Genomic DNA, 14181 nt, shown 5'->3' on the forward strand with positions numbered 1-14181 from the left:
AAAGCCCGCATCAAGCGGGCTTCGTCTTATCTGTCAGGTGCAGTAAAGATTACAACTCTTTAACGGTACGAACCTGATCCTTGTTGATGCGGGTTTCCTTGCCATCCAGCTGTTCGAATTCGTAGAAGCCCGATTTTTCATCGTACTTTGGCGCGTCGACTGCCTGGATTTCGCGGCCGTCATTCAAGGTAATCACTGTCGGCGATGCGCAGCCCGCCAAGGTCGCGATGCCTGCTGCGAGCATGAGAGTGGCGAGGGTCCGATGGGTCATGAGTGTATCTCCGAATAAAAATTCTTTTGGTTACTGAGCTTGTAGACGTATACAACGCACGCAAGTTCCTTGGCTAGTGTCATTCTGACACGGTGTGAGCGCTTAACAATTGCGGGGTGTTGAGGTTGGCCAGTCGAGGGTCGTTGTCTGCGCATTGCAGGGCGGTTGCCTCCAGTTTGCGCATGATGCGTCCAGGGCTGCGTTCACCTTCACTCCATGCCGTGTCGAACGCGGCGCAGAGTGCGACAGGGATGACGCACAGCAACGGTTCCCAATGTGCGCCCTGGCGCAGCATCAGCGGTTTGTCCGGATGCTGGCTGGCGGTTTCGCGCATGCGGTGCAGCAGCTCGGCGTTGATGCGGGGCACATCGCACGGCAACACCAGCAAATAAGGATGACGGGCAGCCTTGAGGCCGGCGCGAATCCCTGCGAGGGGACCGGGGAAATCGCCTTCGTCGTCATGAACCAACTGATCAGCGTAAGGCGCGTAGGTGTCCAGGTTCCTGTTGCACGAGATGATCAAGTCATCGCTCAGGTCGCGGGTCTTGTGATGCAGGTGCGCGATCAACGGCTTGCCGTGCCATTCCAGCAAACCTTTGTCCTGACCGCCCATGCGTTGGCCGCGGCCACCTGCCAGGAGCAGAATGGAGCAGGGTGGCAATGTTGGTTTCGGGGTCATGGCAGGTCTCCATGGGGCGCTGAAAAAGTGAAGCGCTGTGATATAACACCGAGCTGTTTTTCCTACAACTGGACGAGCCTATGAAAGCCAAGGCTGATGTACCTTTCGCGCCGCTGAACATCGCGGTGCTGACAGTCAGTGATACCCGAACCCTGGAAACCGATACGTCAGGCCAGATGTTCGTCGATCGCTTGAGTGCCGCCGGCCACAACCTGGCCGTTCGGGTGTTGCTTAAAGATGATCTCTACAAAATCCGCGCGCAAGTCGCCAACTGGATTGCCGATGAGGTAGTGCAGGTGGTTCTGATCACTGGTGGTACCGGGTTCACCGGGCGCGACAGCACACCAGAGGCGGTAAGTTGCCTGTTGGACAAACAGGTCGATGGTTTTGGTGAGCTGTTCCGGCAGATTTCCGTTGCCGACATTGGTACCTCGACCGTCCAGTCCCGGGCGCTGGCCGGTTTGGCCAACGGTACGCTGGTCTGCTGCTTGCCCGGTTCAACCAATGCCGTGCGCACTGGCTGGGATGGCATTCTCGCCGAACAGCTGGATTCGCGGCATCGTCCCTGCAATTTCGTGGCTCATTTGAAGCAGGCGGCACCCTGTGAATCCCGTGGGTAAGCCAGGTAAAACCGGCAGTCTGATGCCGGTCGAGGTGGCGCTGGCGCGCTTGCTGGAAATGGCAGAGGCTTCGCCCATCCGCGAGCGTGAGCGTTTGCCAGTGGCACACGTTCAGGGGCGCGTGCTCGCCGATGACCTGGTTTCATCCCTTGATCTGCCACCTTGGCCAAACAGTGCCATGGACGGCTACGCCCTGCGGGTCGCTGACTGGACGGGTGAACCGTTAGTGGTCAGTCAGAAGATATTTGCAGGTCAGGCGCCCGAACCGCTGCAACCCGGTACCTGCGCCCGAATCTTTACCGGTGCACCGGTGCCAGCAGGCGCTGACTGTGTCGAAATGCAGGAAAATGCCGAGGTTCAGGCGGATGATCGGGTACGTTTCATCGAGCCCATGACCCCAGGTCAAAACATCCGGCCTCAAGGTCAGGAAACAACGGTTGGCGAGCTTGTTTTGCCGGCCGGTACGCGCCTTGGATCAATCGAACAGGGCTTGGCGGCATCACTGGGATGCGCTGAGCTCGATGTTGTTCGCAAGGTCCGTGTTGCGGTTCTCTCGACCGGAGATGAATTGGTTGAGCCGGGCCAGGCCTTGGGCCCGGGACAAATCTACAACAGCAATCGCGTGTTGCTGTGCAGTTGGTTGCAACGCCTGGGTTGTGAAGTCATTGATGCCGGTATTCTTCCTGATGATTTGCTGACCACTCGTGCCCGTCTGGGCGAGTTGAAGGATGTTGATCTGATCCTCTCTACGGGCGGGGTGTCGGTAGGCGAAGCCGATTTCCTGGGCATGGCCTTGCGTGAGGCGGGCGAGTTGACGCTGTGGAAACTCGCCATCAAACCTGGCAAGCCGCTGACCTTCGGGCATTTTCGCGGGGTGCCCGTAATTGGTTTGCCCGGCAACCCGGCGTCGACACTGGTCACTTTTGCGTTGTTGGCAAAGCCCTATCTTTTGCGCCGTCAGGGTGTAAAAGAGGTTGAGCCGCTGAAGTTCCAGGTGCCGGCCGGGTTTGTCTGGCCAAAGGCGGGCAATCGACGGGAATACTTGCGTGGACGCCTGGAGAATGGTCGGGCGATCATTTACAAGAATCAGAGCTCCGGCGTACTTCGCAGTGCCGCCTGGGCTGATGGCCTGGTTGAGGTGTTGGAAGATCGCACGTTGATCGAGGGCGAATATGTAATGTTCATTCCTCTGAGCGAAGTCCTGAACTGATCCCGTAGTGCCCATTGCCGCAAGCCCGATAAAGTTGTCGGGACTTGCGTGCATGACCAACGCTTAACGAACCAGAAGTGTCACGACCTGATCGAAGCGGCTGTTGGCAACCCAACCCAACAGGCCGAGGACGACCGCTGCCCCGCCTGCCGAATAGGCAAGCCTGTGCTTGATGGATTTGACGTCATTGCGCACTTCATCCATGTCTCTTCGGATGTATTTCAGATGAGTTTCCAGTTCAATGACGCGAGGTTCCATGTCAACTCCTGCAGCAGGTTTTGCGTTGTTATTGAATTCAGCCTGAGGATTGGCGCGATTTTCCGAGAACGGCTTCACCGGGTTGATCGGCAACTTGATGTCATGAGTTTGCATGGAGAAAGACGCTCCTTGCATCAAAGCTCTGTGAATTGCCGAAGCTCGTATTGCTTGCGCCTTTTGTGGCCCTTGATGAGTGTCTACTCATTGCTTGCACATCCCTGTGTAGTTGTTTTTGATGACTGATAACTGCCGACATCAAGGTGTACCAATCGCCCTGATGGGTCAATTGAGCCGATTCCTCATATATCGTAAGAAAATATCCCGACCTGTAGGACCGCAAACCTGCGCGCCTCGAAAAATCTCAACGCCATGCGACCTTTATAGGGGGCGGTGAGGTCAACATTTCCTGAATGAATTCGAATCAGGAGCTACAACAATGAGTGAACGCAAGGCGCTGTTGATTCTGCATGGCAAGCAGGCACTCAACGAGGAGGTCCGCGCGGCCGTCGAAGGCAAGCGCAAGCAGGGGTGGGAGCTGGCGGTCCGACTGACTTGGGAGGCGGGGGACGCGCAGCGGTGGGTGGAAGAGGCGTTGGGCGCCGGCTACACGCAACTGATTGCCGGTGGCGGCGATGGCACGTTGCGCGATATTGCCGAGGCCCTGGCGGCACACCCGAATCAGGCCAGCCTGGTCTTGATGCCATTAGGTACCGCCAATGATTTTGCTCGCGCTGCTGGCATACCGCTAGCGCCAGCGCTGGCACTGGATCTACTGGAGACCGCGCCACACGCTATCGATCTGGGCGAAGTCGGGGGGCAGGTCTTTCTGAACATGGCCACGGGCGGTTTCGGCAGTCAGGTCACGGCCAATACGTCGGAAGACCTCAAAAAAGTCCTCGGTGGCGCGGCGTATCTGTTTACCGGCTTATCACGCTTCAGCGAGTTGCATGCGGCTTATGGCGAATTGCAGGGGCCGGACTTTCATTGGCGCGGCGAGCTATTGGCGCTCGGTATCGGCAATGGTCGGCAGGCGGGAGGTGGGCATGTGCTATGTCCGCAGGCGCTGGCTGACGATGGTCTGCTGGATATCAGTATTTTACCGGCGCCGCAGGAAGTGGTCGGTACCTTGAAAAACCTGCTGGCCGATGGCTTTGGCATCGACAACATGTTTGTGCGCGCTCGTTTGCCCTGGGTCGAGATCAAGGTCTCGGAAGGTCTGCACATCAACCTTGATGGCGAACCTCTGGAGGGCGACAACTTGCGTTTTACGGCGCGTGCCGCGGCATTGCGCGTGCATTTGCCGGAAAACTCACCGCTTTTGAGTACATCGGCAGTCAGCTAATCGTCCAGGCTGATGATTTGCTCGCGTACGGCAAACAGGACAAGGCCGGCGACATCGTAGATCTGCAGGCGCTTCATGATCTGCGAGCGGTGGGTTTCAACGGTCTTGATACTGAGGCCCAGGCCATTGGCGATTTCCCGGGTGGATTTTCCGCGAACAATCAGTCGCAGAATTTCCAGCTGCCGGGCCGTCAGGTTATGTGATTCGTGCGTTTCCGACTGCTGTTTCTGGTTCCGGATCAGCGCCTGATTGATGACCGTGTGGGCGATGGCGGGGCTGAGGTAGCGTTCGTTGTTGCGCAGGGCATCCAGCGCATGTTCCAGCTCGGTGGCCGTGGTGTCCTTTAGTAAATAGCCATGAGCGCCGGACTCTAGTGCTTGCATGATGAGCGCGGGGTCGGTGTGCATCGACAGGATCAGCACCTTGCTTTGCGGGCGTACCCGCTTGAGACGCTGCAAGGCTTCAAGACCGCTGGTCTCCTTCATGGAGATGTCCAGCAGAACAATGTCAGGGGACAGTTTCTCGACCATTTCGAGCAGCTGCGAGCCGTCATTGGCCTCGCCAACTACCGCATAGCCGGGGATATCCAGCACCAGGGCGCGTACGCCTGCCCTGATCAGCGAGTGGTCGTCCACCAGAAGTAAATTACAAGTCAATGCAAAACCTTATTCGTACTGGCCCGTTCGAGCGCACGGGGCGCCCAGGGGAAGAGTGCTTCGATTTGAGTGCCTTTGCCGGGCTCGCTGGTCACGGCCAGGGTCCCGCCCAACTGATCGATCCGTTCTCGCATCCCGGCCATCCCACGCTGCCCCTCTCGACCGGGATCAACCGCGGGTGCGAAACCCTGGCCGTCGTCGCTGATCAATAGTGTCAGGCCTTGGGGCATGCGTTGCAGTCGCACCAGAAGATTTTTCGCTTCAGCGTGACGCAAAATATTGGTCACTGCTTCCTGGGTGATTCGAAAGGCTGCCACCGCCATTTCTTCCGGTATGCCGGTCAACCGTTGATGGCATTCCAGGCTCCAGTGCACCGCGGTGTTGGCCAGGGTCTTGAGCAGATGCGCACGCAGGCTGGCTTCCAGCCCGAGGCTCGCCAATTGCCTGGGGTTGAGGATGGCTGAGACGTCACGAACCTTGGTGAGGGTTTCTTCCAGAGTGTCGCAGAGCACCGAGCACTGGCCCTGCATTTCATCAGGCATCCGGCGCTTGAGCCATTCACTTTGCAGTTTTGCAGCGGTCAGCAACTGGCCAATATCGTCGTGCAATTCTCTACTCAGGCGATGGCGTTCATTTTCCTGTACTTCCAACAGGCGGTCCGCCAGCTCTTGCGGTTCAAATTTTATCGACGTGCCCGAGACGGGAGGTTGCATCCAGACGCAGGCCCATACCGCGATATCAAGCACCAGCAAGCCCAGCCCAAGAGGCGTGGAGAGGCCGAAGACCAACAAGCTGCCAAGTGCCGAGCAGGTGCACAGCAATAGCGTGAGCCGTCGAGCGTTTTTCTGGGAAGGTGGCCATGAGGTGACTGACTTGAGGCTGGCGTACATAGCGGATGGAGCCAATGAATGTTCGCTGCGGGTAGACCGGCCATAGTGGCTGACGGGTCTCTGTTTGAAAATCTGTAGTGACTCGTCTTGAACAGAGTGCGCTCCAGTGTTGGAACTACAGCCCTTATCGGCCTGTTCACAGCTGAAGTCACTTTGCCATTAATTGGCGTCAACTAATGGTCGGCATAATACCACTTAAGATACCGTTGGTCGCGTTTGGTATATATGTCCATAGCGTCAGGAAATAACGCAGTGGACGATAGTTCCACTATGGAAAAGTTTTATGAAGGGGGAGTAACGATTAATATCGAGTTGTCGCGGACAGGTATGAAATATTCAATCGCGACATGATCCCACTCATTTTTAGAGCGGCTCCATGGCAATAAGAATACGCACTGCGTAGTTGTCTGACTAATTCAAGCCTGCCGTTCCGAATAGGAAACGAGCGTAAACGGTTTGGAGTTGGCCGGTAATTGAAAATGACTCTGACCGACCTGGACCGCAAAGGCTTCAAGCAGGGAAGTCTGTTCGCTGTCATCCAGGCTGAGCTGACCGGTGGTCTGATCGATGAGTTCGAGTTGCCAGGCCATTAACGTAAAGCAATCCTTCAGCGCGCCCAAGGCTTGCTGGTGCAGGTCAATGTGGGTGTGGGCGTGGTTCAGCAAACCGTGAATATGCAGGGAAAATTCCGACACGGCTTCCAGCGCCAGGGCATCGGCCCGGCTCGCCAGTTTGAGCAGGCTGCTGAGCATGCAATCGATTGCGTCCTTGTCATTGCTGATCAATTGCAGGTGGCTCAGGCACTCCTCCGATTTGGCCAGGAGGGTTTCCGCCTCGACAAGAAACTCTGGTAAACGCTGAGCCCACTGCTTGGGTTTGTTCGGCATGCTTATCTCCACAACGTCATGTCAAATGAGGGGATGTCGCGTATGTCGATCAGGACGTCCAACGTCCCGACGCTGCCATGCCGGCATGAGATCGCGCCCCTGCAGGCCTGATGGAAGGCTTGGGAACTCGAGAGGGTGGAAAGCCACTTACCTGCGATCGCACACAAAAGCCTGACTCCGTTCATGCAATGAGAATGGCGTCACATTAATGGCTATTGGATATTGCGAATATCAGGTTGGGCCTGATTGTTACTAAGGGAATCCCTTACGCGGGGGAACCTATCGTGCAAACCGTGGTCGCGCGGCAGGGAGTGAAGCAGATGAATCGCAGATGCAGTAAACCATGATGTTAATGTGACATCAATGCTCGATCGTGGCATTTTGTCTCAGGGTCAAGATCTGGCGATAAAGGCCGATAACCCTCTTTAAGTGAATTAATCAGAACAAGCCCAGGAGTCATTGATGGCCGGCATTCTCGACACGGTAGACCAACGCACGCAACTGGTGGGTGAGAATCGCCTGGAAATTCTCATGTTTCGCCTGGCCGGCCGGCAATTGTTCGCAATCAACGTCTTTAAAGTGCAGGAAGTGCTGCAACTGCCCAAGCTGACCCTGATGCCCCAGCGGCATCCATTCGTCTGCGGCGTGGTCAATCTGCGCGGCCAGACGCTGCCCGTGATTGACCTCTCCCAGGCCATCGGCATGCGTCCGCTGATCCCGAGCCCGACCAGCACGATCATCGTTACTGAGTACAACCGTTCGGTGCAGGCGTTCCTGGTCGGCGGCGTGGACCGCATCGTCAATATGAACTGGGAAGCCATTCTGCCGCCGCCGACCAGCGCCGGTCGCCAGCATTACCTCACGGCGATCAGCAAAGTCGATGACCAGTTGGTGGAAATCATCGACGTCGAGAAAGTGCTGGCCGAAATCGTGCCGTACAACGCCAAGGTCTCGCGCGAAAAACTCGACGATCCAGTACTGGAACGCGCCCGTGGCCGTGAAGTGCTGTTGGTGGATGACTCCAATGTCGCGCTGTCGCAATTGCGCGACACCCTGGGTCAATTGGGTGTGAAAATGCACATTGCCAGCGATGGTCTCAAGGCGCTGAACATGCTCAAGGCCTGGGCGGATACGGGCGTGTCCATGACCGATAAACTGTTGATGGTGTTCACCGACGCCGAAATGCCGGAAATGGACGGCTACCGCCTGACCACCGAAATCCGTAATGACCCACGCCTGCGTGGCCTTTATGTGGTCCTGCACACCTCCCTGTCGGGCAGCTTCAACGACTCGATGGTGAAGAAAGTCGGCTGCGACAACTTCCTCTCCAAATTCCAGCCGGACAAACTCGTCGACGTGGTGCGCCAGCGCCTGATGCTCGACGAAGTCCCGGCCTGATCAGGACCTGTGGGAGTGTCCTGTTTTCTGCCTTTGATTCGGTGACCAAGCTCGTATAGGGTGGCCTTTTTTGATCATCAGGGAGCTGGCCATGTTGCGTCTGAGTGCGCTTTACCGTTATCCGTTGAAATCCGGCAAGGGCGAAACCTTGCAACAAGTCGGCCTCGACAAACTGGGGCTGGACGGTGATCGACGCTGGATGCTGGTAGATGAGGCCAGCGGACGCTTCCTGACCCAGCGCGCAGTAGCGTCCATGAGCCAGTTGTCGGCATTGTGGAATGCCGAAGGTGGCTTGACCCTCAGCGCCCCGGGCCGCTCGCCGATCGACATCGCCTTGCCCTCCAGCCACGCTGAACTGCGTGGCGTCACTATTTGGCGCGACACCTTGCGCGTGCCGGATGCGGGGGACGAGGCGGGTGCCTGGGTCAGTGAGTTCATTGGCAAGCCGACGCGTCTGGTGCAAGTTCCCCTTGATCGAGCGCGCATGACCGAGGCCGGTTACGGCAAGGACGATGATCAGGTGGCGTTCGCCGATGGTTATCCACTGTTACTGATCGGGCAGGCGTCCCTGGAAGATTTGTCGCAAAAGGTCGGACGTTCCTTGGAGATGATGCGTTTTCGACCGAACCTGGTGATCGAGGGCAGCGAAGCCTATGCCGAAGACAGCTGGAAGCGTATTCGCATCGGTGATGTCGAGTTCCGGGTGGTCAAATCCTGCTCACGCTGCATTCTGACTACCATCGATCCGCAAACCGGTGAGCGCAGCGGTGATCGGGAACCGCTGGCCACGTTGCAGAAGTACCGTGCCGAGGCCGACGGTGCGATGTTTGGACAGAATCTGGTCAACGACAGCAACGGTCGACTCGAAGTCGGAATGCCGGTGACGATTCTCGAATAAAACCCCTTTGAATGAAAAATGCCCGTGTCCAAAGACACGGGCATTTTTTTATCGCGATGAAACCCCGGGGGTTTAGCCGCGGTATTCACACAGGTAAGCGGTGTCGACGGCCACTTTCAGCTGGAATTTGCTGTTGGCAGGCACGTTGAACTGGCTACCGGCGGCGAAGGTTTCCCAGTCGCTGCTGTCAGGCAGTTTGACCGTCAGGGCGCCGCTGACCACGTGCATGATTTCACGCTGGCTGGTACCGAATTCGTATTCGCCCGCAGCCATGACGCCGATGGTCGCAGGACCTTCAGCGGTGCCAAAGGCGATCGACTTGACGGTGCCGTCGAAGTACTCGTTGACTTTAAACATGGGCGATTCCTCGAAAAGGGCTAAAAAGGGCCGGCCAGTATGCACAAGGCCTCGAACGCCGTCACCTCTCTAGGTGGGGAGAGTCAGCGGTAATAAGCGAGCTGTATTGCGCGCATCTTCCAGTGCCCGGTGTTGCTGCCCGGTGAACTGCATGCCTGCCAGTTGCAGCGCGCCATTGAGCCCCAGCGGGCGCTCCAGGCGTCTAGCCTTGGCAAAGCGCTGCTTGAGGTTCATGTGCGGCACGCGGCTCAAGGCGCTGTCGAGTTGCAGGCGCTCCCATTCCTGAACCAACTGTTTGCGATCGTAGTCGCCCCAGCTCGCCCAGCCTTCCAGGCGTGAATGATGCTGGCCCAGCCAACGCTCGAAGGCCGGCCAGACCTCGGTCAGCAGTTGCGCGGAATCGATATTGCCTTGGGTGATATGAGTCAGCTCCCGGCAAAACGGTGTCAGCAGAGGCCGACGCAACGGCCGCACGAAACGCTGGAAGTGATCCAGTTCGCGACCTTTGCGGTCCACCAGGGTGGCACCGATTTCGATGATTTCCATTTCCGTTACTGGCCAGCCACCTTCATCGGTGGTGGCTTCCAGATCTATCACCAGCCAGTGAGGCATCGCAGGTTTCCTGGTATCCGCGTCCTGATAGGGCTTGAGCGTAGCCAAACCCGGCGGATCCGCCTAGCGGCTTATTCGACCTCCAACAAAATCTGACGATTTTTGACCTGATCGCCGACCTGAACCTGCAAGCGTTTGAGCACGCCGTCGATGCCCGACTTGAGCGGATGCTCCATTTTCATGGCTTCGAGCACCACCAATAGCTGGCCTTTGCTGACGGTGCTGCCCTCACTGACCAGTACGTCGACGATGGCGCCGTCCATCGGTGCCTTGAGCGTGCCGGAACTGACGCTGGCCTGACTGCTGACCAACGCCTGGGTCCGATCCAGCAGTTTCAAACTGCCGGGGCGCGCGAACAACCACAGGTACCCGGCCTCGAGACGATAGGCATGACGCTGGTGGATGCCGTCGATCTCCAGCATTGCCCAGCGCCCATCGCTACGGATGATCTTCAAGTTGAGCCGTTGCCCGGCGACGTGGATCTGAAACGCCTCGTCAGGCAAGGCGTTCAATTCCACCGGCCAATCCTGGTCATTCAGGCCGATGCGGTAGTGCAACGGCACGCTGGCATTATTGCGCCAGCCCGCCAGTGGTGCCGCGTGAGCCTGTGCCGACGCTTGATAGAACAGCGCAGCAGCGATGGCCAGTTCACAGGCGCTCGGGACGTGGGCCTGCAAGCACGGATCGTCAGCAAAGCAGGTCGGGATGAACCCGGTGCTGAACTCGCCGCTGATGAATTGCGGGTGTTGCAGCAGACCGGCAAGCAGGCGCTGATTACTCTGTACACCCAGCAACACGCTGTCCTGCACCGCCCGCAGCAACTTGCGCCGGGCCTCTTCGCGGGTTGCGCCGTGGGCGATGATTTTGCCCAGCATCGGGTCGTAGAACGGACTGATGTCCTGGCCTTCAATCAGGCCATGATCAATCCGAACACCGTTCTGCAACGCAGGCTCCCACGCCGTGACTTGACCGGTTTGCGGTAGAAAGTCGTGAGCGGGATCTTCGGCGTACAAACGCACTTCCATGGCATGCCCGTTGAGCTGAACCTGCTCCTGTCGCAATGGCAGCGGTTGTCCTTCGGCGACGAGCAGTTGCCAGGCCACCAGGTCCAACCCGGTGATCAGTTCGGTCACCGGGTGTTCCACTTGCAGCCGGGTGTTCATCTCCAGAAAGTAGAACTGCCCACGTGCATCCAGCAGAAATTCCACCGTGCCGGCGCCGACGTAATTCACCGCCCGGCCGGCCTTGAGCGCGGCCTCGCCCATGGCCTGACGCAACACGCTGGTCATCACCGGGCACGGCGCTTCTTCGATGACTTTTTGATGGCGGCGCTGGATCGAACAGTCGCGTTCGCCGAGGTAGATCAGGTTGCCGTGCTGATCGCCAAATAGCTGAATCTCGACGTGACGCGGGTCGATCAAGGCTTGTTCGAGGATCAGTTCGTCGCTGCCGAAACCATGTTGCGCTTCGGAGCGTGCGGTGCGCAGTTGTTCCAGCAATTCGCTGGCATCCTGTACCAGGCGCATGCCACGTCCGCCCCCGCCCGCACTGGCCTTGATCATCAGTGGGTAACCGATGCGGTCGGCTTCGCGGGTCAGGGTAGCGTCGTCCTGTTCGGCGCCTTGATAACCTTTAACGCAGGGTACGCCCGCATCGATCATGGCGATTTTCGACAGGCGTTTGCTGCCCATCAGCTCAATGGCTTCGGGGCTGGGGCCGATGAAGGTAATGCCAGCGTCACGGCAGGCGAGGGCGAAGCCAGCGTTTTCCGAGAGGAAGCCGTAGCCGGGGTGGATCGCGTCGGCACCGGTGCGCCGGGCGGCGTCGATGATGGCCGGGATGTTCAGATAAGACTGCTGCACCGGGGCCGGGCCGATGTTGACGGCTTCGTCGGCCATTTGTACGTGCAGGGCATCGGCGTCGGCGTCGCTGAAGATGGCGACGGTGCGATAGCCCAGGGCCTGGGCGGTGCGCTGGATACGGCAGGCGATTTCAGCGCGGTTGGCGATCAGGATTTTTCTGAGTCCGGGCATGCGAGGCTTCCCTTAGAGTTTGCGGTGGATGTGATGGCCTCTTCGCGAGCAAGCCCGCTCCCACATTTGAAATGCGTTCGAATGTGGGAGCGGGCTTGCTCGCGAAGCTTTTAACTGGCCCACCCCGGTTTTCTTTTTTGCACAAAAGCCATCGTCCCTTCGACGCCTTCCGCCCCCGTCACCGCTTCGCTAAACCACTGCGCAGCGTCATCGAGCAACGCATCCGACGGTTGCCCGGCACTCGCCAGCAGCAGTTTTTTAGTCGTCGCATTTGCCCCCGGCGCGCAGCACAGCACATGGGCTAGGATTTCATCGAGGCGTTCGGCCAGCGCTTGCGCGTCGTGCTCGACAAAATGCACCAGGCCCATGCGCCGCGCCTGTGTGCCGTCGAAACGTGCGGCGGTCAGCGCCAGGCGTCGGGCCTGGGTCAGGCCGATGCGCTGGACCACAAACGGGGCGATTTGCGCGGGCAACAAGCCGAGGCTGGTTTCCGGCAATCCGAACTGAGCCAGGTGATCGGCCAGGGCGACGTCACTGACGCACGCCAGACCCAGGCCACCGCCCAATACCGCGCCTTGCAGCACCGTAATCACCACTTGCGGCGCGTGTTGCACCTCTTGCAGCAGTGCGCCGAACGCCCGGTTCAACTCGCGATACGCGTCCGGGCCTTGGGCACGTGCGTTGGCCATGTCCTTGATGTCGCCACCGGCACAGAAATGCCCGCCGGCACCGCCGATCACCAAGGCCCGAACCGCTCGATCATCACGCACCGCCGCAAGGACCGCGCGCAGTTCGGCGACCATGTGCAGACTCATGGCGTTGCGACTTTCCGGGCGATTGAGGGTGATGTGCAGTACGCCGTTATGCGGCTCCAGCAGTAACGTCTGGCAATCGGGCAGGGTGCTCATTTCTTTTTCCCCGGCAGAATACCCATGAGTTTGCAGATGATCCCCAGCATGATTTCATCGGCGCCACCGCCAATCGACACCAGCCGCACGTCGCGGTAAGCGCGGGCCACCGGGTTGTCCCACATGAAACCCATGCCGCCCCAATATTGCAGGCAACTGTCGCTGACTTCACGGCCCAAACGCCCGGCCTTGAGCTTGGCCATGGAGGCCAGGCGGGTGACGTCCTGGCCTTTGAGGTATTGCTCGCTGGCCTGATAGACCAGCGCCCGCAGGCATTCGATTTCGGTTTGCAGCTCCGCCAGACGGAAGTGGATCACCTGGTTGTCAATCAGAGCATTGCCGAAGGTTTTGCGTTCCTTGCAGTACTCGATGGTGCTGTCGACGCAGTATTCCAGGCCCTTGATCATGTTCGCCGCACCGAACAGGCGTTCCTCCTGGAATTGCAGCATTTGCATCATGAACCCGGCGCCTTCGTGGCCGATGCGGTTGCGTTGCGGCACACGCACATTGTCGAAAAACACCTGGGCGGTTTCCGAGCTGCGCATGCCGAGCTTGTCCAAGTGCGAACTGAGGCTGATGCCGGGTGTGTTCATCGGCACCATGATCAGCGACTTGTTGATGTGCGGTTTGTCGTCCGAGGTGTTGGCCAGCAGGCAGATGAAATCAGCGCAGGGCGAGTTGGTGATCCACATCTTGCTGCCATTGATCACGTAATCGTCGCCGTCCTTGCGGGCGGTGGTTTTTAGCCCGGCGACGTCGGAGCCGGCACCGACTTCGGAAACGCCGATGCAGCCGACCTGTTCGCCGGTAATCGCCGGGCGCAGGAATTGCTCACGCAGTTCATCGGAGCCGAAGCGGGCGAGGGCGGGCGTGCACATGTCGGTCTGCACACCGATGGACATCGGAATGCCGCCGCAGTGGATGGTGCCGAACTCTTCGGCAGCGACGATCGAATAGCTGTAGTCCAGACCCATGCCACCGAATTTTTCCGGTTTGGAAATCCCCAGCAGGCCAAGGTCGCCGGCCTTGCGAAAGATCTCGTGGATCGGAAAACGACCGGCCTTTTCCCATTCCTCGACGTGAGGGTTGATCTCGTGATCGACGAACTGGCGAACGGTGCGACGCAGTGCTTCGTGTTCCTGGGTGAAGATCATTTTTATTG

General features: G+C 58.5%; 16 protein-coding genes. 5 read left to right on the plus strand and 11 right to left on the minus strand.

The features are described from left to right. Positions 1-49 precede the first annotated feature (49 nt). Both EAH78_RS27840 and mobA read right to left on the minus strand, forming a co-directional pair. Positions 50-271, minus strand: coding sequence for a YgdI/YgdR family lipoprotein (locus tag EAH78_RS27840; RefSeq protein ID WP_140670955.1), 222 nt, complete (start codon positions 269-271; stop codon positions 50-52). Positions 272-350: 79 nt separating this feature from the next. Next, on the minus strand, positions 351-950 hold the full coding sequence (gene mobA / locus EAH78_RS27845; RefSeq protein ID WP_140670957.1) for a molybdenum cofactor guanylyltransferase MobA: 600 nt from the start codon (positions 948-950) through the stop codon (positions 351-353). An 80-nt stretch (positions 951-1030) separates the two neighbouring features. Here mobA and moaB point away from each other — a divergent pair, with 80 nt between their 5' ends. Together moaB and EAH78_RS27855 are read left to right on the plus strand one after the other, a co-directional pair. Beyond that, entirely contained in the window at positions 1031-1570 is a 540-nt protein-coding gene (moaB, locus tag EAH78_RS27850; protein ID WP_140670959.1) for a molybdenum cofactor biosynthesis protein B, read from the plus strand. A 22-nt stretch (positions 1571-1592) separates the two neighbouring features. Next, positions 1593-2780 (plus strand): molybdopterin molybdotransferase MoeA, encoded by a 1188-nt coding sequence (locus tag EAH78_RS27855; protein WP_170219181.1) that lies wholly within the window; start codon positions 1593-1595, stop codon positions 2778-2780. Positions 2781-2843: 63 nt separating this feature from the next. Here EAH78_RS27855 and EAH78_RS27860 read toward each other — a convergent pair whose 3' ends face one another. Next, positions 2844-3152: a hypothetical protein gene (locus tag EAH78_RS27860; protein WP_140670963.1), complete on the minus strand. Its 309-nt coding sequence runs from the start codon at positions 3150-3152 to the stop codon at positions 2844-2846. 322 nt (positions 3153-3474) lie between these two features. Here EAH78_RS27860 and yegS point away from each other — a divergent pair, with 322 nt between their 5' ends. Beyond that, positions 3475-4380 carry a lipid kinase YegS gene (gene yegS / locus EAH78_RS27865; RefSeq protein ID WP_140670965.1) on the plus strand — a complete coding sequence of 302 codons (906 nt, stop codon included), beginning with the start codon at positions 3475-3477 and terminating at the stop codon, positions 4378-4380. Here the strand turns inward: yegS and EAH78_RS27870 are convergent. The 3 genes from EAH78_RS27870 to EAH78_RS27880 all read right to left on the minus strand — a co-directional run bounded on the left by EAH78_RS27870 (position 4377) and on the right by EAH78_RS27880 (position 6813). Beyond that, positions 4377-5036, minus strand: a complete 660-nt coding sequence (locus EAH78_RS27870; RefSeq protein WP_140670967.1) for a response regulator transcription factor — start codon at positions 5034-5036, stop codon at positions 4377-4379. The genes yegS and EAH78_RS27870 overlap by 4 nt on opposite strands. After that, positions 5033-5926 (minus strand): sensor histidine kinase, encoded by an 894-nt coding sequence (locus tag EAH78_RS27875; protein ID WP_140671074.1) that lies wholly within the window; start codon positions 5924-5926, stop codon positions 5033-5035. The genes EAH78_RS27870 and EAH78_RS27875 overlap by 4 nt, the downstream gene beginning before the upstream one ends. A 416-nt stretch (positions 5927-6342) precedes the next feature. Beyond that, a complete protein-coding gene (locus EAH78_RS27880; protein ID WP_140670968.1) occupies positions 6343-6813 on the minus strand; it encodes a hypothetical protein in 471 nt (156 codons plus the stop codon). 462 nt (positions 6814-7275) lie between these two features. Between EAH78_RS27880 and EAH78_RS27885 the strand changes: the two genes are divergently transcribed. Both EAH78_RS27885 and EAH78_RS27890 read left to right on the plus strand, forming a co-directional pair. Next, entirely contained in the window at positions 7276-8211 is a 936-nt protein-coding gene (locus EAH78_RS27885; protein ID WP_027925758.1) for a chemotaxis protein CheV, read from the plus strand. A gap of 91 nt (positions 8212-8302) precedes the next feature. Then, entirely contained in the window at positions 8303-9109 is an 807-nt protein-coding gene (locus EAH78_RS27890) for an MOSC domain-containing protein (RefSeq protein WP_140670970.1), read from the plus strand. Between the two features lie 72 nt (positions 9110-9181). Here the strand turns inward: EAH78_RS27890 and EAH78_RS27895 are convergent, their stop codons facing one another. From EAH78_RS27895 to atuD, 5 genes are all read right to left on the minus strand, one after another. After that, positions 9182-9466 (minus strand): pyrimidine/purine nucleoside phosphorylase, encoded by a 285-nt coding sequence (locus EAH78_RS27895; protein ID WP_011335266.1) that lies wholly within the window; start codon positions 9464-9466, stop codon positions 9182-9184. Between the two features lie 69 nt (positions 9467-9535). Continuing rightward, on the minus strand, positions 9536-10078 hold the full coding sequence (locus tag EAH78_RS27900; protein WP_140670972.1) for an exonuclease domain-containing protein: 543 nt from the start codon (positions 10076-10078) through the stop codon (positions 9536-9538). A gap of 71 nt (positions 10079-10149) precedes the next feature. After that, positions 10150-12111: an acetyl-CoA carboxylase biotin carboxylase subunit gene (locus EAH78_RS27905; RefSeq protein ID WP_140670974.1), complete on the minus strand. Its 1962-nt coding sequence runs from the start codon at positions 12109-12111 to the stop codon at positions 10150-10152. Between the two features lie 110 nt (positions 12112-12221). Further along, positions 12222-13019: an enoyl-CoA hydratase/isomerase family protein gene (locus EAH78_RS27910; protein ID WP_140670976.1), complete on the minus strand. Its 798-nt coding sequence runs from the start codon at positions 13017-13019 to the stop codon at positions 12222-12224. Next, positions 13016-14173 (minus strand): citronellyl-CoA dehydrogenase, encoded by a 1158-nt coding sequence (atuD, locus tag EAH78_RS27915; protein WP_140670978.1) that lies wholly within the window; start codon positions 14171-14173, stop codon positions 13016-13018. The genes EAH78_RS27910 and atuD overlap by 4 nt, the downstream gene beginning before the upstream one ends. Positions 14174-14181: the final 8 nt, after the last annotated feature.

The organism is Pseudomonas arsenicoxydans (genome assembly GCF_006438915.1).
GTDB lineage: Bacteria > Pseudomonadota > Gammaproteobacteria > Pseudomonadales > Pseudomonadaceae > Aquipseudomonas > Aquipseudomonas arsenicoxydans_A.